The sequence below is a fragment of the Kluyvera ascorbata genome (assembly GCF_023195735.1).
Classification (GTDB): domain Bacteria; phylum Pseudomonadota; class Gammaproteobacteria; order Enterobacterales; family Enterobacteriaceae; genus Kluyvera; species Kluyvera ascorbata.
This window is the reverse complement of sequence record NZ_CP096201.1, coordinates 13808-37877: the sequence shown is the minus strand read 5'-3', so window position 1 is coordinate 37877 and position 24070 is coordinate 13808. Positions and strand designations below refer to the sequence as shown.

The window sequence follows — 24070 nt, the reverse complement described above, 5'->3', positions numbered from 1 at the left end:
ATATCGCATAAATCACCGGTAATAAGACGTAAATCACGCTCTTGATTCAATCTGGCTCATGTGAAGGACAATTTATATCGTTTGTCAGCGGGTGCCTTATTTTTGTCCAATAAACCCATATTAATCACAGGGCAAGGTGAGCTATGCACTCTCAGATCTGGGTTGTGAGCACGCTGCTGATAAGCATCGTGTTAATCGTTTTGACCATCGTGAAGTTCAAATTCCACCCGTTTTTGGCGCTGCTGTTAGCCAGTTTCTTCGTGGGGACGATGATGGGCATGGGGCCGCTGGATATGGTCAATGCCATCGAGAACGGCATCGGCGGCACGCTGGGCTTCCTCGCGGCGGTTATTGGCCTTGGGACTATCCTCGGAAAAATGATGGAAGTATCCGGCGCGGCCGAACGCATCGGCCTGACGCTACAGCGCTGCCGCTGGCTTTCCGCCGACGTCATTATGGTGCTGGTCGGGCTGATTTGCGGGATCACGCTGTTCGTTGAAGTGGGCGTGGTGCTATTAATTCCACTGGCATTCTCTATTGCCAAAAAGACCAATACTTCGCTGCTGAAGCTGGCGATCCCGCTGTGTACCGCGCTGATGGCGGTGCACTGCGTAGTACCACCGCATCCGGCGGCGCTGTTCGTGGCTAACAAGCTGGGCGCGGACATTGGCACCGTGATTGTCTACGGTTTACTGGTGGGCTTAATGGCATCGCTAATCGGCGGGCCGCTGTACCTGAAGTTTCTCGGTAATCGTCTGCCGTTTAAGCCAGTACCGGCTGAGTTTTCCGACCTGAAAGTGCGTGATGAAAGCACGCTACCATCGCTGGGCGCGACGCTGTTTACCGTACTGCTACCAATTGGCCTGATGCTGGTTAAAACCGTCGCGGAACTGAACATGGCGAAAGGCAGCACGGTGTATACGCTGCTGGAGTTTATTGGTAACCCGATCACCGCGATGTTTATCGCCGTTTTCGTGGCCTATTACATTCTCGGCCTGCGCCAGCACATCGGTATGGGGGCGCTGCTGACCCACACCGAAAACGGTTTTGGCTCCATTGCTAACATTTTGCTGATTATCGGCGCAGGCGGCGCATTCAACGCTATCCTCAAGAGCAGCGGGCTGGCGGATACCCTCGCGCTGATCCTCTCGAACATGCATATGCACCCGATTCTGCTGGCCTGGCTGGTTGCACTGATTCTGCACGCGGCGGTAGGTTCTGCCACGGTGGCGATGATGGGCGCGACGGCAATCGTGGCACCGATGCTGCCACTCTACCCTAACGTGAGCCCGGAGATCATCGCTATTGCCATCGGTTCTGGCGCTATTGGCTGCACGATCGTCACCGATTCCCTCTTCTGGCTGGTGAAGCAGTACTGTGGTGCCACCCTGAATGAGACGTTCAAATACTATACGACTGCGACATTTATCGCATCAGTGATTGCACTGGCATGCACATTCCTGCTTTCCTTTATTATCTAAGCGCAAAGAGACTGACTATGGAAAACATTCAAACACTTATCGCCCAGCATCCTTTAGTGGAAGACCTGGTCGCTCTTAAGGAAACGGTCTGGTTTAACCCCGGCACCACCTCTCTTGCGGAAGGTTTACCGTATGTAGGCCTGACCGAACACGACGTTCAGGACGCCCACGCTCGTCTGACGCGCTTCGCGCCGTATCTGGCTCAGGCCTTCCCGGAAACCGCCGCCACCGGGGGCATTATCGAATCTGAGCTGGCCGCGATCCCGGCCATGCAAAAACGGCTGGAAAAAGCGTTCGGGCAGCACATTAACGGCGAACTCCTGCTGAAGAAAGACAGTCATTTGCCGATTTCAGGCTCGATTAAAGCACGTGGCGGCATTTATGAAGTACTGACCCATGCAGAAAAACTGGCGCTGGAAGCCGGTCTGTTGACCACCAAAGACGATTACCGCGTGCTGCTTTCGCCGGAGTTCAAACAGTTTTTCAGCCAGTACAGCATCGCGGTTGGCTCCACCGGCAACCTCGGGATGTCGATTGGCATCATGAGCGCCCGCATCGGCTTTAACGTCACGGTGCATATGTCCGCTGACGCCCGCGCGTGGAAAAAAGCCAAACTGCGCAGCCACGGCGTAACGGTAGTGGAGTACGAAGAAGATTACGGCGTGGCGGTTGAACAAGGTCGTAAGGCGGCGCAGTCCGATCCAAACTGTTTCTTTATCGATGATGAAAATTCCCGCACGCTATTTTTAGGCTATGCGGTCGCCGGTCAGCGTCTGAAGGCGCAGTTTGCGCAGCAGGGACGCGCGGTGGATTCAAACCATCCACTGTTTGTTTACCTGCCTTGCGGCGTCGGCGGTGGCCCTGGCGGCGTGGCGTTTGGCCTGAAGCTGGCATTCGGTGATAACGTACACTGCTTCTTCGCTGAACCGACTCATTCACCGTGCATGCTGCTGGGGATTTACACCGGGCTGCACGATACCATTTCCGTGCAGGATATCGGCATCGATAACCTGACGGCGGCGGATGGGCTGGCGGTCGGTCGCGCCTCGGGCTTTGTCGGCCGGGCGATGGAACGTCTGCTCGACGGTCTTTATACGCTGGATGACCAGACCCTGTACGACATGCTGGGCTGGTTGGCGCAGGAAGAAGGCATTCGTCTTGAGCCGTCGGCGCTGGCAGGCATGGCTGGCCCTCAGCACGTTTGCGCCTCCACGGATTACCAGCAGATGCATGGCTTCAGCGCAGAGCAGCTCAATCACGCCACCCATCTTGTGTGGGCGACGGGCGGCGGCATGGTACCAGAAGCCGAAATGGCGCAGTACCTGGCGAAAGGACGCTAAGTCGCGTTAACCTCAAGCAGCATCGCCGCCATTACGCGATGCTGCTGCATGACAATCGTGCCACTTCTCCCCCTATTGTGGCATCTCAGGTCAAAGCGTATTGCCGCACGTCACACTCCTCTCTCCTGCCGCCAACGTTAAGAAATGGCATCGATATACTCCGACCTACCTCGTATCCCTACGATAAACCGGAGAACACAATGCAACAGGCTGAAAAATCGGTCGGCCGCGGCGGTTTTACCCTGCTCATCTGGGTACTGCTTCTGCTCCTCGGCTGCGTGCTGTTTTTCTTTTCGCTCGACCGGCAAATAGTTTCCATCCTCAAAACCACGCTGATGCAGGAGCTGGGGCTCGATAATAGTGATTATTCGGTGCTGATCAGCGCCTTTATGATCCCCTACACTTTCATGTATTTCTTCGTCGGTGGCATCGTCGACCGCTTCGGTAGCCGCTATGTGCTGTGCGCGCTGATGGTGCTGATGTCGATTGCCACGCTCATTACCGGTCTGTCGCACTCGATGACCGGGCTTATTGTCGGGCGCGTGATGCTGGGACTGGCGGAGTCCGGGATCGTACCGGCGCTAACGCTGGCGGTCTTTACCTGGTTTCGCGCCGAGCAGCGCGCCTTCGCCTTCCAGCTCACCAATATTATTCAGTCATTAGGGCTGATTCTTGCGCCACCGTTTGTCGCCTGGGTGACGATATCTACCGGCTGGCGCTGGGCGTTCTTTATTCCAGCAATGGCAGGCGTGGTGGTCGGGGTGATGTGGTATCTCTCCAGCCGTAAAACGCCGCCTGCGGCCGACGACACGGCGCAGGTAAGCGCCGTCAGCGTGCCGCTGGTTGAGCGCTACAAGATGGTGCTGACCTCAAAACCTATCTGGGCGCTGCTGATTGCTCGCTTGCTCACTGATCCGTTCTGGTTCTTCTACCAGTACTGGCAGGTGGGTTTTATGCAGGAAAAAATCGGCCTGACGCTGGCGGAAGTCGGCAAGTTAATGTGGCTGCCGCCGCTGGTTGCCGTGTTTGGTGTGCTCGCGGTCTGCTGGGCCTCTGACCGTCTGGTGGCACGCGGGATGGACGCAACTCGCGCCCGCTTAACCATTATCTGGTCCGTCACCTGTCTGGCACCGCTGGTGTTCCTGCTGCCGTCCATTAGCAACGCCTACGCGGCGGTGGCTATCATGACGGTGATTAACTTTATGTGCACCGCCTGGCTCAGTATGGCCACCATCATGATGGGCGGGCTGGCACCGCGCGTAGCCATCGCCACCGCTATCGGCGTGATGAGCGCGCTGGGCGGGGTGACCTCCATTATCTTTAACGGCTTTGTCGGCACCATTATCGACCACTTTGGTTATTCGATGCCGATTTATGCCGGTGCGACCCTGCATCCTATTGGCGCGCTGGTGCTGGCCGCCTTCTTCCTACGCCGTAAAAAATCGTTTGTTTCTCGTCCGGAGACCGTCTGATGACCGATATCGTTGTTGCGCCCGTGGCTCACGCCTGCGCAGATTTCACCGTACTTTACTGTCTGATTAATCACGGCAATCACCAGTTCGCCGCCTGGTATGACGCGGAACACCGCACCACCGTGGGCCAGCGCGAGCTGCCCGACGGCTCATGGCAGACGTTTCAACCAGAGGGGCTCTGGCTGCCAGAGCGCGAACGTTATTCACATATCACTGAGTTTGATTCGCACAATTATCTGACGATGGCTGTAGATAGCGCCGGATACCTGCATCTTTCCGGCAATATGCACGTGGATCCGCTTATTTACTTCAGAAGCCGCGCGCCGCTGGACGTCACCACCCTGGAGTGCGTGCCGTCGATGACCGGCGAACGCGAAGCGCGGGCCACCTATCCGGTGTTCTTCAAAGACGTGCAGGGCCGCCTGCTGTTCCGCTATCGCGACGGCTGCAGCGGTAATGGCGATGACCTGTACAACATTTTCGACGCCGAGCGTCAGCAGTGGACGCGCCTGCTGGAGACGCCGCTGCTCAACGGCGAAGGCGCACGCAACGGTTACGCCCGCCAGCCGCTGCTGGGGCCGGACGGCTACTGGCATATGGTGTGGATGTGGCGCGAAACGCCGCACTGCGAAACCAACAATAACCTCTCGTACGCACGCAGCCGCGACCTTCAGCACTGGGAAAAATCAGACGGCACGCCGCTCACGCTGCCCATTGCCCGTCATCAGGGCGAGATTGTCGACGATGCGGGCATCGGCGGCGGCCTGATTAATATGGTGCAGGAAGTGGGCTTTGATAATCAGGCGCGCCCGGTTCTGATCTATCATCGTTATGATGACCGGGGACTGTCGCAGGCCTACCTGGCTCGCCCGGATGGCACCGGCCGCTGGCAAAAAACGCAGATCAGCCAATGGGATTTCCGCTGGGACTTTAACGGCGGCGGGTCTATTCCGCCAGACGTGACGCTCAGTGCGCCGCGCGCTATCGGCAACGGCAAACTTGAGGTGGAGTGGACCTCTATTTGGGCCGGAAGCGGAGTGTGGATTATTGATGACCGGGAGCTTACGGTGGTGGGCAAACGCCCGCTGATTTCACCGCTGCCTGATGCGCTGCGACAACCGCAGCAGGGTATTGAGCCGCAGGCGGAAGTGCAGTTGATCCCCGCGCAAAACAGCGACTACAGTCCGCAGAATCGCTACTGGCTGCGCTGGGAATCATTGCCTATTTTCCGCGATGTGCCACACGAGGCAAAAACCGGGTCCACGCTGCTGGAAGTCATAGAAGTCAAAAATTAATAAAAGCGCGCCTGCCAGGGCAGCGGCGGGCGCGCACTTTGTTCCTATCAGGCATCCGCCAGCAGCTTCGCCTTCTCCTCTTCTTCCTGCTGGGCCTGCTGCGTTTCCAGCATTTTCTTCTCATAGACCTTAAAGAACGGGTAGTAGATAGCCAACGAGATAAAGAAGCAGATAAACACCAGACCGCAGGCAATCAGGTTCCAGTTGGTGGTGATAAGCGCCCCCAGCGGCGCCGGGATGGTAAACGGCGGTTTCACCATCATGCGCGGAATCAATCCACTGATGGTAAAGAGATACACCACCACCGTATTGACCATCGGCGCCAGGATAAACGGCACTGCCAGTATCGGGTTCATGACGATCGGCGCGCCGAAAATCATCGGTTCATTGATGTTGAAGAGACCGGGAATAAATGACAGCTTACCCAGTGATTTCAGATAGATAACTTTAGATCGGATGAACAACACCACCAGTGCTAACGTCGATCCCGTACCGCCCATCTGCGCGTACCACTGGAAGAACTGTTCAGTGAAGATATTCGGCAGGTCGTAAGCGCTGGTCCCGGCCTGGAATAACTCTATATTCTGCACAATCGCCTGATCCCACAGCGGGCGAATCAGCGGCCCCATTACGGCGTGACCGTGAATACCAAAGACCCAGAACAGGTCGATAAAGAACTGCGTGACGATACCGCCGAACAGGTTGGTGCCGGTCATAAAGCCTTTCAACGGCATGATGATGTAGCTGATGATGGCGTTGATATCGATGTTTAAAAAGTGTCGTGGAACCCAGAAAATCAGCACCACCGCCAGCGTCGGAAACAGCGCCGAGAACGAGCTGGCAACCACCGGCGGCACACCTGCGGGCATCTTAATTTCGATATTGCGTACTTTAATAAAACGATAGATTTCAATGGCAATCAGCGAGGAGATGATCGCCCCAAACAGCCCCTGTGAACTCAGCGAAGCCACCGGAATATAACGCCCGGAAATCGCATCACCGGCGACGGTAACGCCCTCTTTAATATTGACCGGAACAATCATCAGCAGCGTGGCGAGCATCGCCAGCAGGCCGCTGGTAATGTCGTTGAGCTTATAGCTTTTGCCTAAAAACGAGCCGATGGTGAACGCGGCGTACAGCGACATCAGCCCGACGGTAAAGCGGAAAGGCACATCAAGAATATCGCGCCACGGTGCGATAAAATCCATGTACCCTTTAATCGGGATATTCAGCAGAATAACGAAAAACGAACCGACAATCGTCAGCGGTAGAATAGAGATTAAGCCGTTACGAATAGCCTGCATATGGCGCTGATTGCCAATAGCATTCGCTACCGGCAGCATTTTTTCCGCCAGCCGTTCAAAGTAAGACATGTTACTCCCCCTCGAATCCGTTATTGGCAATCACCGTTGAGAACCATTGCCCGGATTTTTTCAGCGACCGCTGTTGGGTGGCTAAATCAAGGCGATAGAATCCGTAGCGATTTTTATAGGCGTTCTGCCACGACCAGCAGTCAATAAACGTCCACATGTGGTAACCCAGACAATGGCTGCCGTCGGCTATTGCCTGATGGAGATAGCCCAAATGTTCTTTCAGGAATTCAATGCGGTAATCGTCCTGCACCTGGCCGTTCACCATAAATTGTTCTTCGTCCTGAATACCGATGCCGTTTTCAGATACGAACCACGGTAAATTGCCGTAGCGTTCTTTCACCACCATCGCGATGTCATAAAGCGCCGCAGGATAAATCTCAATGCCGCGCGAGGTATTCATTCTGCGTCCCGGCATAATGTATTCTTCAAAGAAGCGCTCCGGCACAAAACCGTGAGGCTCTGCCAGCGGCGTTTCGCGTGCCTTTACCCGACGCGGACGGTAATAGTTAATTCCTAGCAGGTCGATACGCGTATTGGCGATAAGCGCACAGTCTTGTGCTAAATATTCCGGCAACCGATCATGTTCGCGCAGCATCGCCACCAGTTCGTCCGGGTATTTCCCCAATAAAATAGGTTCATTAATGCTGCGGGTATAAAATAGGTCCGCCATGGCGGCGGCCCGTAAATCCTCCGGCGTATCGCTGCGCGGGTAGACGGGAATAACGTCCATAATAATGCCAATCTGCCCGTCGAGACCCAATTCACGCCACGCAGCCACCGCCTTACAGTGCGCCAGCACAATGTGGTGCAACACCTGTGCCGCGCGGCGAAAATCGGTGACATAGGGGTAATGACGAGGGTGTAAATACCCTGCTTCTGCCGGAATTAACGGTTCGTTAAAGGTGAACCAATAGCGGACGCGATCGCCAAACAGCTGGTAGCAAATACGCGCATAGCGGGCAAAGGCATCAATCACTTCACGATTTTCAAAACCGCCCTTTTCCTGTAGCGCCATCGGCATATCGAAGTGGTAGAGATTAATAAAGGGTTCAATACCCTGCGCGAGCAATTCATCAATCACGGCGTTATAAAACGCTACCGCCTGTTGATTGACCTCACCGTCGCCGTCGGGGATCAGCCGCGACCAGGAGAGCGAGGTGCGAAAGGAGTTCAGACCAATATCTTTAGCGCGCTGAATATCTTCCCGATAATGTTGATAAAACGTCGAGGTATCATCCGCCGTGACGCCCTGGAAAAAGCGCTCGTTAAAGTGATGCGAGGCATAATCCCAGATATTATCGCCTTTGCCATCGCCGGGAATTCGGCCTTCAGATTGCGTGGCGCTGGTTGCGGTGCCCCACCAGAAATTATCAGGAAAATGGTATTTCATGGCCCGTCCTTATTGTGCTTTGGCTAATAAAGACAGCGCGTGATCCAGAACTTTATCGCCCTGCATCGAGCCATATTGCATCATATCAATAGCAGCCACCGGCACGCCCTGCGGCTCAGCGGCGGCCGCTAAACGCTGAAGCTGGAATTTCACCTGCGGGCCTAACAAAATAACGTCGGCCTCTTCGATGATCTGATCGAATTCAGAAACCGGGACGGCGGTAATATCCACATCAATATCGCGGCTAGCGGCAGATTGTTTCATTCTTTCTACTAACATACTGGTCGACATGCCCGCTGCGCAGCATAAAAAGATCTTCTTCATCATTTTCCCCTGGCGTTATAAGCGTGATATTCCGCTGAAATGCGGCAAAATATATTCTGCGTAGTATGGTAGAAAGCGACAAGTGAAGGGCGGCACAAAACCGATTTATATCGCTGGTACTTTTATTGTTACAGATGAATAAAATGACAATTTATTTCTTATAAACAGCAAGATGCAAATGTTACTTTTAAATTTATTAGTGTTATTTTTATTCGTTTTTTATGCATTACCTCCCACTCTGGCCGATTAACGGCACTGATTTGGTGAAACGCCAAACTGACGACGAAAAACCCGAGAAAAGTAGCTAACGTCTCCAAAGCCGCAGCGAATCGCAATGTCGTTCACCGAATCGTTGGTAAAACGCAGCTGATAGTGTGACTGCAATAGCCGCACGCGGGCGAGATATTGCTGGGGAGAGACGCCGGTGTAGTCGCTGAAACCACGCTGGAGCGTGCGTCGGGAGAGACCGAATTCGTGGCACAGCGCGTCGAGGTCGAGCGGCTGCTGCCACTGGCCGTTGAGGCGAATCAGCACCTGGCTGATGCGGTCTTCGCTGGAGTGAAAATCCTGGGTTTTATAGCGCCACAGATTCAGAGTGTGCAGCACTTCAAGAAAAATCATCTCTTTATGGCTTTCCGCCAGCAGTTTGTCGCTGAACTCCGCTTCGTTATGGCTGGCGAGACGGTCAAATACCCGCTGCATAATGCCTACGTCCACCTGCCAGACGTTACTCTCATCCTCTTGCGGCAGGAGATAGTCGATCTGCTTGATAAAGTTGAAGTTATCGCGCCCCAGATAAAGCAGATTCACCTGCTGTAACGCTTTCATTTCTTCAAACAGATGGTAGTCCTGGCGATTCAGGTAGCAGAGCGTACCGCTACTCAGCAGATACGGTTTTTCATTGATGACGTGTATCCCGCTGCCGCTGCCCACCAGAAACAGTTCGCAGTATTCATGGGTGTGTTCATGGCTGATATTTTTTTCCGGTTTCCAGAAATGGAATACCACGCTTTCCAGCGGATGGTGAAAGTGCGTTTCCCGGGGCAGCACGAGCGGCATAGAGACTCCAGATGCATCATCACAGTGAAGAGATAGTGATACCAGAATCCGTAGCGGAGACCTTGACCTGTTTGCCATCCGGCAGACCCGTCTGGCAAACAGAAAAAGCTTATGAAGCCTGGCTTAACATCGCCATCAATTCCCGCGGTGAGCGGCGCTGTTTGAGAAGGTCACGCATCGCTTTCATGTATGGCGCGCTGTAGGTGAAAAAGTGGCGATAGCCGTGACAAAGCGCGCTTTTGCCGTTGGCCAGCCGATGTTTTGGGCAATCGCCGTGACAAAACTGAAGCACTGGACACTGGCGGCAGTCATCTTTCAGACTTTGTTTTTTTTGCTGCCCAAAAGCGATCGCCTCAGGCGTCACGTTCAGCGCCTGTAGCGTCTGTTGATGAATATTGCCGATATAATATTCGGGATACACGTAGTGATCGCACTGGTAGAGATCGCCGTTAGCCTCCAGCGCAAAAGCATGGCCGCAGGTTTCGCTGAATGCACACATCTGCGACGGATAGCCTCTCCAGACGCCAAGCGTCGAGTCAAACAGCTGAACATAAACCCGGCCAATATCTTCACGTACCCAGAGATCAAATACGCCCGTCAAAAAGGCACCCCAGTCCTCAGAGGTGACCGATTCAGCGCTGAGTTTGCCGCTACCATTGCGCTCAACCAGCGGAATAAACTGTAAAAACGGCGTGCCGAGGCCGCGGAGATAACGATACAAGCGCTGCGGTTGCTGGCTATTCAGGCGATTAACCACCACCAGCAGATTAAACTCAACGCCGTGTTTCGTCAGCGTCTCAATTGCCTTTATCACCTTATGGTGCGTCGGTTTGCCGCTGCGATTAACGCGCCAGGCATCGTGAAGGTCCGCCGGGCCATCGAGTGAAATGCCCACCAACCAGCCGTTCTCGCGAAAAAAACGACACCAGTCATCATTGAGCAACAGGCCATTGGTCTGGAAGGCGTTGTGGATCTTTTTGCCATTGGCATACTGCCTTTGTAACGCCAGCGCGCGCTGAAAAAAAGCCAGCCCGCACAACGTAGGTTCTCCGCCCTGCCAGGCAAAACTAACCTCCGGCCCCGGCTGCGCCGCGATGTGCTGGCTGATAAATCGCTCCAGCGTGGTGTCATCCATCATCGGCTGTTCGGGTTTTTCGATATAGAAACAGTAGCGGCAGTTAAGGTTACAGCGAGAGCTGGCCGGTTTGGCCATTACCTGACATCCTGTCATGCTAAATCCCTGATAAAAATAATGAGTTGGCGAATGTGGGTAACAGCAAACAACATTGCGAGGGATAACACCGCGAGAGAGATCATAAATTTGTCACGCACCGCGCCCGGCTGGGAAAAATCGCTGTGCTTAACGTCCATTACATTACGATTGCGGGTGTAGCGCCAGAGGATGATGGCGACAACCGCCAACACGGCTAGCGAAACCCAAAATAGTGCGCCTGCCTGATGCCAATTATGCTTCAACGCTAACGCCATCAGCGCGCCGTAGCCAAGCAAGGTGCGAAACCAGGCCAGTGACGTGCGCTCAGGCTGTAGCCCAGGATCAGCCTGACGGCGGGCTTTGCGGCTATCCGGCATAAAGCACCAGCAGCATCACCACCACAGCGACTAGAGTAAGGATCAGGCTTATCACCAGCAGGCTGCGGGTATAGGGCAGATCCTCTTTCAGGCGCATCGCTCTTTCATTACGCAGCCAGCGCAGGTAGCCATAGATGGCTAGACCACCGGCAAACAGGCACAGCAGGAGCGCCAGCGCCTCGCGAATCACCGGCGTCGCGAAGTCGGGTGCCAGCTGATCTAACCCCACACCCGCGGCCAGAAATCCCAGCGAGGTGCGAATCCACGCCAGAAACGTGCGCTCATTAGCCAGTGAAAAGCGGTAATCGGGTGCTTCTCCAAGGCGGGAAATGTTCATCTTTACTCCTTGATGGTTCCCGATTGTTCAAAGTATCAACAATTCTACCTGACCACTGGGCTAAAACAATCAATCAGGCTTCACGACCAGATTTGCTGAAATTTGCGTCATTTTCTCGGTCGTCAGCTTGTAGAACAGTTTTGCCGTAAGCGCACAAAGCAGATAGCAAATCCCTGGCGCAATGGTAAATAGCGCGATAATGGTGTTAAGCGTAGCAGGGGTTTGCGCGCTGGCTCCGGCCTGATATCCCCCTGCAGCCAGCATCCAGCCAATTACCGCGCCGCCGACGGCGAGGCCCATTTTCAACACAAACAGCGTGCCTGCGAAGCTAATTCCCGTCAGGCGCTTACCGCTGACCACTTCACCGTAGTCCACCGTATCAGCCATCATCACCCATTTAATCGGCGTCATAATCTGATGCAGTACGCCAATCACAAAGATCAGGCAGAACATCACCACCATGGTGTCCATTGGCACAAAAAACATCGCAAAGCTCAGTAAAGTCAGGATGAGGTTGCAGTAGATAAATACCGAGACTTTACAAAATCGCCCGCTGAGCGGCTTCGCTATGGCACTGCCCACAATATTGCCCACGCAGTAGGTGGTCAGGAATATTGAAAAGAGTTTAGGTGATTCCATAATCCAGGTGACGTAATACATCATTACGCCGCCGCGAACTGAAGTGCCAACAATAGTAAACACTGTCAGAAACCCAACCACTCGCCATTGATCGTTTCTCCAGATATCCCGTAAATCACCCAGCATTCCTTTAAAACCCACGCTGGTTGGCGGGGCGACAACACGCTCTTTGGTGGTAGAGAAACAGATAAAAAACATCACAACGGCAATCACTGACAGCAGAGTGATGCTGGCTTTAAAGCCAAACGCTTTATCACCACCGCCGAACCAGTCGACCAGGTTCATCATCAGTGCGGTGGATAACATCCCACCCGCAGTCGCCAGAACGAAACGCCAGGACTGCAAAGACATTCGCTGCTGAGGGTCGCTAGTGATAACACCGCCCAGTGCGCAGTATGGGATATTGACGATGGTGTACATCAACGTCAGACAGATATAGGTTATTGTCGCGTAAACCATTTTTCCTGTAAGCGATAAATCCGGTACGGTATAGGTCAGGACGCAACTGATGCCAAAGGGGATTGAGGCCCAGAGCAACCAAGGACGGAATTTTCCCCAGCGAGTTCGTGTGCGGTCTGCAAGTAATCCCATGCAGGGATCGGAAATAGCATCTAATATTCGTGTTACCAGAAACATACTTCCAATGAAAGCCGCTGGCAGGCCCGCTATATCGGTATAAAAGAACATTAAATACAGCATCACATTGTCGAAAACAATATGGCTTGCCGCATCACCCAGACTAAAGCCGATCTTCTCTTTTAGCGTCAACAGCGAATTATTCATAATTTATCCGTTGGTTTGAATCATCTGACGCCATATTAAGATTAGCATTTTATATTTTTGAATTATGTTTTTTGCTTTTCTCTTTATGTTTATTTTTATATGTGATTAGGCTCGCAATTACATCACGAAAGCACACTCCATAAATATATTATATAAAAACACATCAACAATTCACCTCACATATTGAATAGTATCCTCAGATTCATCTAGGCTGCCATTAAAAATTATCTGCATTCACTTAAAAAACAAAGAGGACCATTATGCCTACCGATATTCAGACTAGCGTTATCGTTAATCCGTTCAACAAAAACATGCTCTCCGCAAACGTTAACATTACCGCCGTTCTACCAATGAGATTCAGTTATCGCGTTCAAGGAAAAACTCCGGACAGTGCGTTTACCTATGAAAATGGGCTTTGTTGAATAAATCAGATTTCGGGTAAGTCTCCCCCGTAGCGGGTTGTGTTTTCAGGCAATACGCACGCTTTCAGGCATACCTGCTTTCGTCATTTTGTTCAGCGCTCGTACCAGGGCCATAGCCTCCGCAACCTGACCATCGTAGTCACGCAGCGTCAGTGAACCCCCGAACAGCTGTTTTACCCGGTACATCGCCGTTTCCGCTATCGAGCGACGGTTATAATCTGTTGTCCATTTCCACCGCGCATTACTCCCGGTCAGCCGCTGATTCGCAACAGCACGGTTACGGTCTGCATATTCACCGGGCCAGTAACCCGCGCCTTTTCGGGGCGGGATAAGCGCGCTGATTTTCTTACGCCGCAGTTCATCGTGACAGAGCCGGGTGTCGTAAGCGCCGTCTGCCGATGCTGCCCTGATTTTTCTGTGAGTCTGCCGGATAAGACCCGGGAAGGCTTCTGAGTCCGTCACATTGTTCAGCGACAGGTCTGCACAGATGATTTCATGTGTTTTGCTGTCAACTGCCAGATGCAACTTTCGCCATATACGACGGCGTTCCTGGCCATGCTTTTTGACTTTCCACTCGCCTTCACCAAAGACCTTCAGCCCGGTGGAATCAATCACCAGATGCGCGATTTCACCTCGGGTGAACGTTTTGAAACTGACATTAACCGACTTTGCGCGCTTGCTGACACTGGTGTAATCCGGGCAGCGCAACGGAACATTCATCAGTGTAAAAATGGAATCAATAAAACCCTGTGCAGCCCGCAGGGTCAACCTGAACACGCGTTTAATGACCAGCACAGTCGTGATGGCAAGGTCAGAATAGCGCTGAGGTCTGCCTCGTGAAGAAGGTGTTGCTGACTCATACCAGGCCTGAATAGCTTCATCATCCAGCCAGAAAGTTATGGAGCCACGGTTGATGAGGGCTTTATTGTAGGTGGGCCAGTTGGTGATTTTGAACTTTTGCTTTGCCACGGAACGGTCTGCGTTGTCGGGAAGATGCGTGATCTGATCCTTCAACTCAGCAAAAGTTCGATTTATTCAACAAAGCCATGAAAATGATGAATACACATTAAACCCAGTCATTCCCGTCATTGGCCTTTATGCCAACGCAGAAAACACCATCATTATTGAGTGTTTTTTTTCGGATGGCAGCCATGAAACACTCAGCATTATCGCTGACACCACTGGCCAGGATTATGGTGACACACCACTGACCGTTGACTTCATTATCAATGACGAAGAAATTGCTAGCCAGACGTTATACAACGGCTGGCTGGTAACCTGTTATTACACCGCCTACGATAAAATGGTGACCTGCGTATGGCATTTGCCGACGCCTGGGATAATAACAATCTGAAGAGTGACGGTAGCGCTATTTATCCCGGCTTCGATATCTTTGCCACCTCAGGTGAAACCTACGCACAAACATTGAAACAAATGAATCTATTAGGTGAGGCCCGCCAAACCTTCCAGGCCCCCGCAGGTAATGGTTTTCATCACGACATTACCTTTGGTCCAGACGGCAACATGTTCTGCCTGATGACCCTACTGGAAAACCAGACCGCTGAGCAACGACAACAGGCCGCTATCTACAAATATGATGTCGCAACCGGCGAAGTACTGTGGTCGCGCAACTACTCCTCACTATTTGATAATCAGGATGTCTGCATTGACGCCCAACCTAATGATATTCATTTTAATTCACTGGCGTTCAGCTCTCAGGTTAATCAACTTATTTTAAACAACCGCTCTACCAGCACTATTTACGGCATCAACTATGAAAATGGCGATATTGAGTGGACTATCGACAACCCCAATTACTCACTGGTTGCCGAATCTGTTAACCTGCAACCCATTAATTCCGATAGCTTTATCTATCCAAACGGTGAACATGCCGTTTATCCAACAACCAACGCGAAATATGCTAACTACATGACAGAAAACCGTCTGGCTATTACGCTGTTTAACAACAAAGCCGCACTTTTTGACGATGGTACTGAGAATGATAAGAAAATGGAGGACCCAATTCCTGATGAATATTATGAGGCACCGTTTGATTCTCAGTGTCTGGTGTATGGTATCGATCTCACGGCCAGGACAGTAGAACTACTGGATGTTTTTGACATTGCCGGTCAGCGTAGCAATATAACCTCAGAGGTTCATGAGGTGGCCGATTATTACAGCATCATGTACGGCGTTGACAGCAACTTTTTTATCATTGATACCAATAATACCGTCGCGGTTGAATGTTACGCTGTTTACCCTGCCCTGACTTATCGTGGACATATTTTTTCCTATGATGAACTACGTCAACTGATCTAAATAATGGCCGAGCGTTAGTGGAATTTCTGACGCTCGGTTATTATGATATTCCACATTCAACTTATGATTATTCCCTTATGTGATCTTTCTCTGATACATCCTACCGCAATAACTATTAGCTTCCCCTCACTTAGATGCATTATCTGCAGGAGAAAGTATGAAAGCAATAATGGTTATGTATGATTCACTGAATAGACATTATCTCAGCCCATATAATTCCAACTGGACCCATACCCCTAATTTTTCTCGTTTGGCTAAAAACAGCATGGTATTTGATAAAAGCTACGTCGGCAGCCTACCCTGCATGCCTGCCAGGCGCGAATTACATATCGGGCGCTATAATTTTCTGCACCGTAGTTGGGGGCCATTAGAACCTTTCGACGACTCCTGTTTTGAAATCATGAAGCATAATGGCATACACAGCCATTTAATCAGCGACCATTATCATTACTGGGAAGATGGTGGCTGTACCTATCATAATCGCTATGCGTCCTGGGAAATCGTTCGCGGCCAGGAAGGTGACCATTGGGAGCCTGATATCAAAACCCAGGAGTTCCCGCCGCATCTGGGCCAGATAATGTCGCAGGATCGTGCCAACAGAGAGAAAATCCTCCAGCAGGATAAATTCCCCATTGAGAAAACGTTCGACCTCGGCCTCGAATTTATTGAGAAATTCCACGAGGAAGATAACTGGTTTCTGCAAATTGAAACCTTCGACCCACATGAGCCATTTTTCCATCGTCGCCAAAAAGAGAAAAAGGCTGGCCCTGAGTTTGACTGGCCGAACTACGCGCAGGTGACGGACGAAGAACGTCCATGGATGGAGAATCTACGCGAAGAGTACAGCGGGTTGCTGGACATGTGCGACGTAGGTATTGGTCGCGTGCTCGACATGATGGACAAATATCACCTCTGGGAAGATACGCTGTTGATTATCAACACCGATCACGGCTATTTGCTTGGCGAACACGATTGGTGGGCCAAAGCTAACGATGCCAATTTCTATGAAGAGGTGTCCCACACCCCGCTGTTTATTTACGATCCGCGCAGCAAAAAAACGGGCAGAAGCCGCCAGCTGGTTCAGACCATTGATTTAGCCCCTACGTTACTGGACTACTTTAATCTGCCCATCCCGCAGGATATGCAGGGTAAAGCACTGAAGGAGACAATTTCCAGCGATACCCCGGTCCGCGAAACGGCGCTGTTTGGCGTTTATGGCGCTCAGGTGAGCTGTACCGACGGCACCTGGGTGTACACCCACGCCCCGATACAAGCCAACCGCCCGCTCAACCACTACACCTTAATGCCGACCCATATGCGTCATCCCTTCACCCCACAGGAGCTACAACAGGTAGAGATGGTAGAGTCCTTTAGCTTTACCAAAGGTTGCCGACTAATGAAAATCGCCGATATTGGTCTTGGTATGGTGCCGCTTGAGCATAACTGGCAAAGCGTGCTGTTTAACGTGACCGACGATCCACGCCAGGCAACACCTCAGCACAATCCGGCGGTTATCGAGCGGTTGAAAAAAGAGATAGTCCGTATGATGGCTGAGAACGACGCGCCGGAAGAACAGTATCAACGTCTGGGGCTAGAAAAACCAACCCATGGATAAGCGGCCTTGAAAGCCATATGGTAATGTTTGATTCATTATGTCGACGCATGTTGTCGTCTTATGGCGCCACCGATATCCACACACCGGGCGCGATAACTTCTTGCACCGCGCCGGGGGCCCTATTGGGCAATTTACGCGCCTGAATCTGTACTGATAAAACCGAGCCCGCAGCAAAAAACTGCGGGCTCTACCGCTTAGTGCAGCTCCGGCCAATAGTCCTTATTGGCTTCAATCAAATCATCAAGAATCGCTTTTGCCACGGAAGCGCTCGGCACCGTTTTCGACAGCGTAATCGCCTGCCACAGCTTGTGGTATGAACGATGTTCCCAGGCATCGACGACCAGTTTTTCAACCGCAACCTGCTGACCCATCATCCCTTTCTGGAAGTTTGGAATATCACCCACCGTCAGCGGTTCCGGGCCGTTATGGCCAACGAGGCATGGAATTTCGACCATCGCGTCGGCATCAAAGTTATGGATGGCACCGTTGTTCGGCACAATGAGCAGCATTCTTTCCTGGGTGTTAAAGGCGATCGCGGTAGCAAGATCGACGATGTAAGAAGCATGTTCGTCAATTTCCAGATCTCCCGCCGAGGATTTACCCGCCGCAATAATCGCCCGGCATGCGCTGAACACATTCTTTTCACGATGATCCATCACTTCGTTGGCACGGGTACGTTCCGGATTTGAGTGCGCCACAACATAGTCAGGGAACAGGTAATATTTCAGATAGGTGTTCGGCATGGTGTCCGGATCCAGCGCCTGGACATCTTTCGCTTTGGCGAAGGTATCGTTCCAACTGGCTTCCGTATGCGGGTCGTTTGATGGCGGAACATAGCCGTACTTCGCGACATATTCGCGTAATTTAGGCATCAAATCGTTCCCTTGAAGATCTTCGATAGATGTCCACCAGCCAAAGTGATTCAGCCCGTAGTAGCGAACGCGCATCTGCTTACGATCTTTCAGACCAACAATCTGCGCCATCCGTCCTTCAATGCCGATAGGCATGTCGCAAATATTGAGGATTTTGGCATCCGGGCGCAGGCGACGGGTCGCTTCCGCCACAATCGCCGCCGGGTTGGAGTAGTTGAGCATCCAGGCATTCGGCGAGTATTTTTGCATGTAATCCACCAGCTCCAGCACACCGCCAATGGAACGCATGCCGTACGCAATGCCGCCAGGGCCACAGGTTTCCTGACCCAGTACACCGTGGCGCAGTGGGATCTTCTCATCCTTTTCACGCATCGGGTATTTCCCTACGCGAATATGGGCCATCACGAAATCGACGTCGGTAAACGCGGCCTGCGGATCGGTGGTGTAGCTAAATTCAATATCCGGCGCCTGCTCTTTAAGAATCACCTTGCAGGCTTCTGCAATCGTCTCCTGACGCGCACCGTCGTTGTCGTAAAATTTCAGCGCTCGCAGTGGAAAACGATCCTGATTTGCCAGCAGCATCAAGACGATACCTGGGGTAAAAGTACTGCCGCCGCCTGCGATAACAACTGAGAATTTTTTCATGATACTGCCTCCGTCATGGTGGTTTGTTCGGTCTGTAGAGAATCTTTCATCAGGGTTTCAAGCTGGTCGCGGACCTGTGGTACATGCAGGCCAACGATGACCTGAATACCGTTTCCGCGGCGCACCACACCGTGCGCGCCCAGCGCTTTGAATACGTCATCACTTTGCGTTTTAGCCATATCGGTTAGCGCAATACGTAATCGGGTCGCACAGTTGTTGATGCTTTCAATATTGGCGGCCCCACCCAGCGCCTGGAGGATGCCCGCCGCCTGGCCTAATTTCGTGTCACTCGCGCCAGCCGCAGAGGTTTTGCCACGCGCGGCCTGGTAGTCTGCTTTGCTGTAAAGCTTGATTTCACTGTCTTCACGGCCCGGCGTTTTCAGGTTGAAGCGCAGGATCAAGGCCCGGAAGACGACGAAGTAGATGGCGGTGAAGCACACGCCGATACCTATCTGGGTAAACATCACAGACGCATGGTTATGGAACATCGGGATCCAGTTTTGCGGGATAAACTGGTCAAGAAGGCCACCGCCAAAGTTCCCTACCACGCCACACATGTACATCACGGTCGACATGGTGGCCGCCAGTACGGCGTGAATGGCGAACAGCAGTGGAGAGATAAACAGGAAGGTGAACTCCAGCGGTTCCGTGATCCCTACCAGCATGGCTGTCAGCGTGGCAGGAATGAGCAGCCCCGCGACCTTGATGCGGTTTTCAGGCGCTGCGGTGAAGTAAAGCGCCAGCGCAATCCCGACGGAACCAAACACTTTTGAGTTACCGTGCAGCGCAAAACCGCCTTCCGGGAACAGCGTTTTGAGTGATTCTGTGCTTTGGCTGAACTCCTGGAGATGCTGAGCCCAATAAACCTGAATTCCGCCTTCAACCGCCGCCGGGCCAAAAATAAAGGGACCGTAGACAAAGTGATGCAGACCCGTCGGAATAAGAATGCGCTCAAGGAAGGTATATACCCAGACGCCCAAGGCTCCGGCACTGCGTAAAAATGCCTGCAACGATTCAATGCCCATTTGGACTTTTGGCCAGCCTAAAAGCGTTAACCACGCGCAGGGGATCATGGCGAGAAAAGCCACAATAACCACAAACGAAGAACCCTGGAAAATACCGAGGAAAACCGGCAGTGGTTTATCGAAATAGCGGTTATGCAACGCGGTCACAACGCCCGAGATGACAATCGCGCCGATGATGCTGGTATCCAGCGTCTTGATCCCGGCAATCATCGTCAGCCCGCTTCCCGTCACCGGATCAGCGGAGAAGTCGACGCCAAAAAAGTGTCCCCAGGTCATTCCCATCGCATTGATGAAATAGTTCCAGGTCAGGAAGCTAACCAGTACCGCCAGACAGGCTCGCCCTTGTGCCTGTTTAGCCAGGCCAATCGGCAAACCAACGGCAAAAATAAGCGGCATGTTTCTGAATACCGTCCAGCCGCCTTCTTCAATAATGTGAACAATCTGAGCAAATAAGCTATCAGGTGCGGTGAGTGCTTCACCCACAAACATTGGATTACGCAACATGATGGCGATACCCACCACAATCCCCGCGAAGGGAAATAATAAAACCGGGGTAAACATGGCGCCGCCAAAGCGTTGTATTTGACTGAGCATTTAGCAATCCTCATTTAACAACTCGTAGGGTAAGTGGCCTTATTAATGTTGATTTCCGGCCTGCTACGAGAATAGGAATTCGCCCGTCAGACAACATGCGGTGAGCGTGCGATTCGTGATCGCTTTCATGGTTTTATTTCAGGCGATGTTGTCTAATTTTTAGTATGAAAATAGACATGTCATATGACCTAATTCCGTGCCGTTATGCGCATTCTCATTATTCGCCTGTAATTGATTACTTTTTAATAAGAAACAGCGGTTCAATAACCCTGCTGGGATAGGGAATAGAGGTCTACAAGTGATCTATAAATCTATTGCTGAAAGGCTGCGATTGCGGCTGAATTCATCCGATTTCAACATTGGCAGCCCGATTCCAGGCGAGAAAGCGTTAGCTCAGGAATTTGGCGTGGCGCGGATGACCATCCGAAAAGCTGTCGACCTGCTGGTTGAATGGGGCCTGGTGGTTCGTCGACAGGGCAGCGGCACCTATGTTGCTCATAAAGACATTCACCATGAAACCTCAAACCTGACGGGGTTGGCCGAGGTATTACGCAAGCAGGGCAAAGAGGTGATAAGCCACGTCCTGGTTTTCGAAGTGATGCCCGCTCCTCCCGCCATTGCCAGCCAGCTCCGTATTCAAATCAATGAGCGGATCTATTTTTCCCGACGGGTACGCTACGTTGATGGGAAGCCCCTGATGCTTGAAGACAGCTATATGCCGATTAAGCTTTTTCGAAACCTGTCGCTGGTGCATCTGGAGGGATCAAAGTTTGATTACATCGAGAAAGAGTGTGGCATAACGATAAGCGGTAACTATGAAAGCCTGGCACCGGTGTTGGCTGATAAGCAGTTGGCCCAATCGATGAACATACCCGAACAAACACCGCTGCTGCGTATTACCTCCCTTTCCTACAGCGACAGCGGTGAGTTTCTTAATTATTCCGTGATGTTTCGTAACGCCAGCGAATACCAGGTGGATTATCACCTCAGGCGCATCCAAAGCCCTAGCTCATCCCCCAGAACAGCACCGCCAGAAGCTGAGGCGTGATGATACGCAGGAACATCACCAGCGGGTAGACGGTGGCGTAGGAGAGCGCCGCCGCGCCACTGGTCGCGTGCAGGTTATTGGCAAACGCCAGCGCTGGAGGGTCGGTCATCGAACCGGCCAGCATGCCGCACAGGGTCAGGTAGTTCATCTTCGCCAGCACCCGCGCCAGTATGCCTACGGTGAGCAGCGGAATACCGGTAATCAAGATGCCGTAGCCAATCCAGCTCAACCCTTCGCCATGCACCAGCGTTTCAACAAAACCGCCACCGGACTTGAGCCCCACCACCGAGAGAAACAGTACTATCCCCAGCTCGCGCAGCGCCAGGTTGGCGCTTGGTGGCATAAACCAGTAGAGCTTACCTATGCTGCCGATGCGGCCCAGGATCAGCGCCATTATCAGCGGCCCGCCCGCCAGCCCGAGCTTTAACGCGACCGGGAAGCCGGGGATAAACAGCGGGATGGAACCAAGCAGTACGCCAAGGCCAATACCAATAAACACCGGCAGCATTTGGACCTGCTGCAATTTTTGTTGGGCGTTGCCAAGATCGGAGGCTACGGCATCAATGGCCGCCGGACGCCCCACGAGGTTGAGGATATCGCCAAACTGCAGGCTGGCATTGCTGCTGGCGACCAGTTCAACCCCGGCGCGGTTTAAGCGGGAGATCACCACGTCATAACGCTGTTTATAGTGTAGATCGCGGATTTTCTTGCCCAATACCTTCTCGTTGGTCACCACCACCCTTTCCACTTTCAGATCCGTTCCTCGGGTGGAAAGCGACGTTTCAACTTCTTTGCCAATCACCAACTGCGCGCTATGCAGATCCGCCGCTTCACCCACCAGGTGTAGCAGGTCACCAAGCTCAATAATGGTCGTTGGCGACGGCACCATCAGCGTTTCACCCCGTTTGAGGCGCGAGCAGATAATTTTGTCGCTGTTGATAACGGGGACATCCTGAATCGCCATGTGGTTCAGGTTAGGGTTCTCAACGCGGATGTTGATGGTCTGAAGATGGGAATGGCTGGAACCCGCCTGCTCGTCGAAGCGCTGCGCCTCTTTGTCGACGTTAATGCGAAAGAACAGACGCACCAGCCACATAGTGAGCAGAATGCCGCAGATACCAAACGGGTAGGCCATCGCGTAGCTCATACCCATCTGGTCTACGACGCTAAACGGCTCGCCAAGATCGCGCAGAATTTGCTGCCCGGCACCCAACGCGGGGGTATTGGTCACCGCACCAGAAAAAATGCCCAGCACGACGGGAAGCGGAATCGCGAAGATTTTATGCAGCAGCGTGGTGACCAGGCCGCCAAGAACCACAATCAGGATGGCAAACAGATTCAGCCGCAGGCCCGAGACGCGCAGCGAGGCAAAAAAACCCGGCCCCACCTGAATCCCGATGGTATAGACGAACAGAATCAGGCCGAATTCCTGGATAAAGTGCAGCATCGGGTTGCTTAGCGTGATGCCAGCCTGATCGACAAAGTGGCCGACAATAATCCCACCGAACAACACGCCGCCGATGCCAAAGCCTATCTCCCGGATTTTGACGTTGCCAATCCACAGACCGACCACCGCCACCAGCGCCAGGACGCTTACCGTCAATGCTATATCACTCATCGTCTTTTCCCTGTGAATAACATTATTAACATCAGGGATTATGGACGAAGGGTTGGGTGATTGTATGTAGTACGGCGCACAATAATGAGTTGGTAAAACGGGGCGATATAGCCTCTTATCGCCCCGCCATTTGAGAACAATTAAATGCCCACAAGACTTTCAAGCGGTATACCAAATTGCTTATGCAGGCGGCGAATCATCGGCAGTGTAAGAGTTCGAGTCCCTTTCAGAACTTCATAAACACGATTCGATTTGCCAATAGCAGGCTCCAAATCTTTGACCGTTAACCCTTGCTGCTCCATGCGAAACAGAATGGCTTCAATCGCTTCGGGTGGGTCAATGGGGTGATTTTTCGCTTCATACTCTTCAATCAGCAGGCACATCACTTCGAAATAGTCGCCTTCCGGTGTATCAACGGCTGGTTCGTTATCAAAATAAGGCTCAACGGCCTTAAGCGCCGCTTTATAGTCTTGCTCAGTTTTAATAGGCTTAATAGTCATGCTGTTACTCCATACTCACTGTCTCAGCATCGATGGCGTCGTACTGCTTATGCGTGCCAAGAAACTTCACAAATATCACACCGCGTTGATAAGCGATGGCGACAATGAGACGATATTTATTCCCCGCTATGTTGAATACCACACGCCTGTTTTTCAGGATGCTAGCCGTGCGGTACTGTTCCTTAATCTCTGCAGGGGTAGTCCAGTTGGCCTTCTTTGCCTCGTCTACCCAAGCTTTTAACGGCTGTTCTGCGTCCGGATTTGCCGTCCAAAAATCCCTTAATGTTGCTATAGCGATAATCTTCACGCCCTCATCATGGTCCCAAAAT

21 protein-coding genes are annotated in these 24070 nt (G+C 52.3%); 7 read left to right on the top strand and 14 right to left on the bottom strand.

Annotation, left to right across the window (positions count from 1 at the left end):
- Positions 1-143: 143 nt before the first annotated feature.
- The 4 genes from dsdX to MY052_RS00155 all read left to right on the top strand — a co-directional run bounded on the left by dsdX (position 144) and on the right by MY052_RS00155 (position 5588).
- Positions 144-1481 (top strand): D-serine transporter DsdX, encoded by a 1338-nt coding sequence (gene dsdX, locus MY052_RS00170; protein ID WP_035895020.1) that lies wholly within the window; start codon positions 144-146, stop codon positions 1479-1481.
- Positions 1482-1498: 17 nt separating this feature from the next.
- Entirely contained in the window at positions 1499-2821 is a 1323-nt protein-coding gene (dsdA, locus tag MY052_RS00165) for a D-serine ammonia-lyase (protein WP_248537996.1), read from the top strand.
- Positions 2822-3021: 200 nt separating this feature from the next.
- Positions 3022-4293 carry an MFS transporter gene (locus MY052_RS00160; protein WP_035895018.1) on the top strand — a complete coding sequence of 424 codons (1272 nt, stop codon included), beginning with the start codon at positions 3022-3024 and terminating at the stop codon, positions 4291-4293.
- Positions 4293-5588 carry a BNR repeat-containing protein gene (locus tag MY052_RS00155; RefSeq protein WP_248537995.1) on the top strand — a complete coding sequence of 432 codons (1296 nt, stop codon included), beginning with the start codon at positions 4293-4295 and terminating at the stop codon, positions 5586-5588. Before MY052_RS00160 ends, MY052_RS00155 begins: the two co-directional genes overlap by 1 nt.
- A 47-nt stretch (positions 5589-5635) precedes the next feature.
- On the opposite strand, the gene MY052_RS00150 is transcribed toward MY052_RS00155, so the two are convergent.
- The 9 genes from MY052_RS00150 to MY052_RS00110 all read right to left on the bottom strand — a co-directional run bounded on the left by MY052_RS00150 (position 5636) and on the right by MY052_RS00110 (position 14519).
- Positions 5636-6961, bottom strand: a complete 1326-nt coding sequence (locus tag MY052_RS00150; protein ID WP_248537994.1) for a PTS sugar transporter subunit IIC — start codon at positions 6959-6961, stop codon at positions 5636-5638.
- Position 6962: 1 nt separating this feature from the next.
- The gene (locus MY052_RS00145; RefSeq protein WP_248537993.1) at positions 6963-8351 is read right to left on the bottom strand and encodes a glycoside hydrolase family 1 protein; all 1389 of its coding nucleotides are present in this window, start codon (positions 8349-8351) and stop codon (positions 6963-6965) included.
- A 9-nt stretch (positions 8352-8360) separates the two neighbouring features.
- Positions 8361-8675 (bottom strand): PTS sugar transporter subunit IIB, encoded by a 315-nt coding sequence (locus MY052_RS00140; protein WP_035897565.1) that lies wholly within the window; start codon positions 8673-8675, stop codon positions 8361-8363.
- Positions 8676-8921: 246 nt separating this feature from the next.
- A complete protein-coding gene (locus tag MY052_RS00135; RefSeq protein ID WP_035897563.1) occupies positions 8922-9734 on the bottom strand; it encodes a helix-turn-helix domain-containing protein in 813 nt (270 codons plus the stop codon).
- A 109-nt stretch (positions 9735-9843) separates the two neighbouring features.
- On the bottom strand, positions 9844-10965 hold the full coding sequence (locus MY052_RS00130) for an anaerobic sulfatase maturase (protein WP_248537992.1): 1122 nt from the start codon (positions 10963-10965) through the stop codon (positions 9844-9846).
- Positions 10962-11324: a DUF202 domain-containing protein gene (locus MY052_RS00125; protein WP_035897560.1), complete on the bottom strand. Its 363-nt coding sequence runs from the start codon at positions 11322-11324 to the stop codon at positions 10962-10964. The genes MY052_RS00130 and MY052_RS00125 overlap by 4 nt, the downstream gene beginning before the upstream one ends.
- Complete coding sequence (locus tag MY052_RS00120) at positions 11314-11661, bottom strand: YidH family protein (RefSeq protein ID WP_248537991.1); 348 nt, start codon at positions 11659-11661, stop codon at positions 11314-11316. The genes MY052_RS00125 and MY052_RS00120 overlap by 11 nt, the downstream gene beginning before the upstream one ends.
- Positions 11662-11730: 69 nt before the next feature.
- Entirely contained in the window at positions 11731-13083 is a 1353-nt protein-coding gene (locus tag MY052_RS00115; RefSeq protein WP_248537990.1) for a glycoside-pentoside-hexuronide (GPH):cation symporter, read from the bottom strand.
- Between the two features lie 467 nt (positions 13084-13550).
- Complete coding sequence (locus MY052_RS00110; protein ID WP_074449071.1) at positions 13551-14519, bottom strand: IS5 family transposase; 969 nt, start codon at positions 14517-14519, stop codon at positions 13551-13553.
- A 303-nt stretch (positions 14520-14822) separates the two neighbouring features.
- On the opposite strand from MY052_RS00110, the gene MY052_RS00105 reads away from it, so the two are divergent.
- Positions 14823-15824: an aryl-sulfate sulfotransferase gene (locus tag MY052_RS00105; protein WP_248537989.1), complete on the top strand. Its 1002-nt coding sequence runs from the start codon at positions 14823-14825 to the stop codon at positions 15822-15824.
- Positions 15825-15981: 157 nt separating this feature from the next.
- Positions 15982-17439: a sulfatase gene (locus tag MY052_RS00100; protein ID WP_248537988.1), complete on the top strand. Its 1458-nt coding sequence runs from the start codon at positions 15982-15984 to the stop codon at positions 17437-17439.
- A gap of 194 nt (positions 17440-17633) precedes the next feature.
- Here the strand turns inward: MY052_RS00100 and MY052_RS00095 are convergent, their stop codons facing one another.
- The gene (locus MY052_RS00095) at positions 17634-18956 is read right to left on the bottom strand and encodes a 6-phospho-alpha-glucosidase (protein ID WP_035896438.1); all 1323 of its coding nucleotides are present in this window, start codon (positions 18954-18956) and stop codon (positions 17634-17636) included.
- Complete coding sequence (locus MY052_RS00090) at positions 18953-20575, bottom strand: alpha-glucoside-specific PTS transporter subunit IIBC (RefSeq protein WP_202216908.1); 1623 nt, start codon at positions 20573-20575, stop codon at positions 18953-18955. Before MY052_RS00090 ends, MY052_RS00095 begins: the two co-directional genes overlap by 4 nt.
- 298 nt (positions 20576-20873) lie before the next feature.
- Here MY052_RS00090 and MY052_RS00085 point away from each other — a divergent pair, with 298 nt between their 5' ends.
- Positions 20874-21623 carry a GntR family transcriptional regulator gene (locus MY052_RS00085; RefSeq protein WP_248537987.1) on the top strand — a complete coding sequence of 250 codons (750 nt, stop codon included), beginning with the start codon at positions 20874-20876 and terminating at the stop codon, positions 21621-21623.
- Here MY052_RS00085 and MY052_RS00080 read toward each other — a convergent pair.
- The 3 genes from MY052_RS00080 to MY052_RS00070 form a co-directional block, all read right to left on the bottom strand.
- Positions 21580-23241 carry a putative transporter gene (locus MY052_RS00080; protein ID WP_248537986.1) on the bottom strand — a complete coding sequence of 554 codons (1662 nt, stop codon included), beginning with the start codon at positions 23239-23241 and terminating at the stop codon, positions 21580-21582. The genes MY052_RS00085 and MY052_RS00080 overlap by 44 nt on opposite strands.
- Before the next feature lie 140 nt (positions 23242-23381).
- The gene (locus tag MY052_RS00075) at positions 23382-23741 is read right to left on the bottom strand and encodes a helix-turn-helix domain-containing protein (RefSeq protein ID WP_202216905.1); all 360 of its coding nucleotides are present in this window, start codon (positions 23739-23741) and stop codon (positions 23382-23384) included.
- A gap of 4 nt (positions 23742-23745) precedes the next feature.
- A complete protein-coding gene (locus tag MY052_RS00070; RefSeq protein WP_185668144.1) occupies positions 23746-24048 on the bottom strand; it encodes a type II toxin-antitoxin system HigB family toxin in 303 nt (100 codons plus the stop codon).
- Positions 24049-24070: the final 22 nt, after the last annotated feature.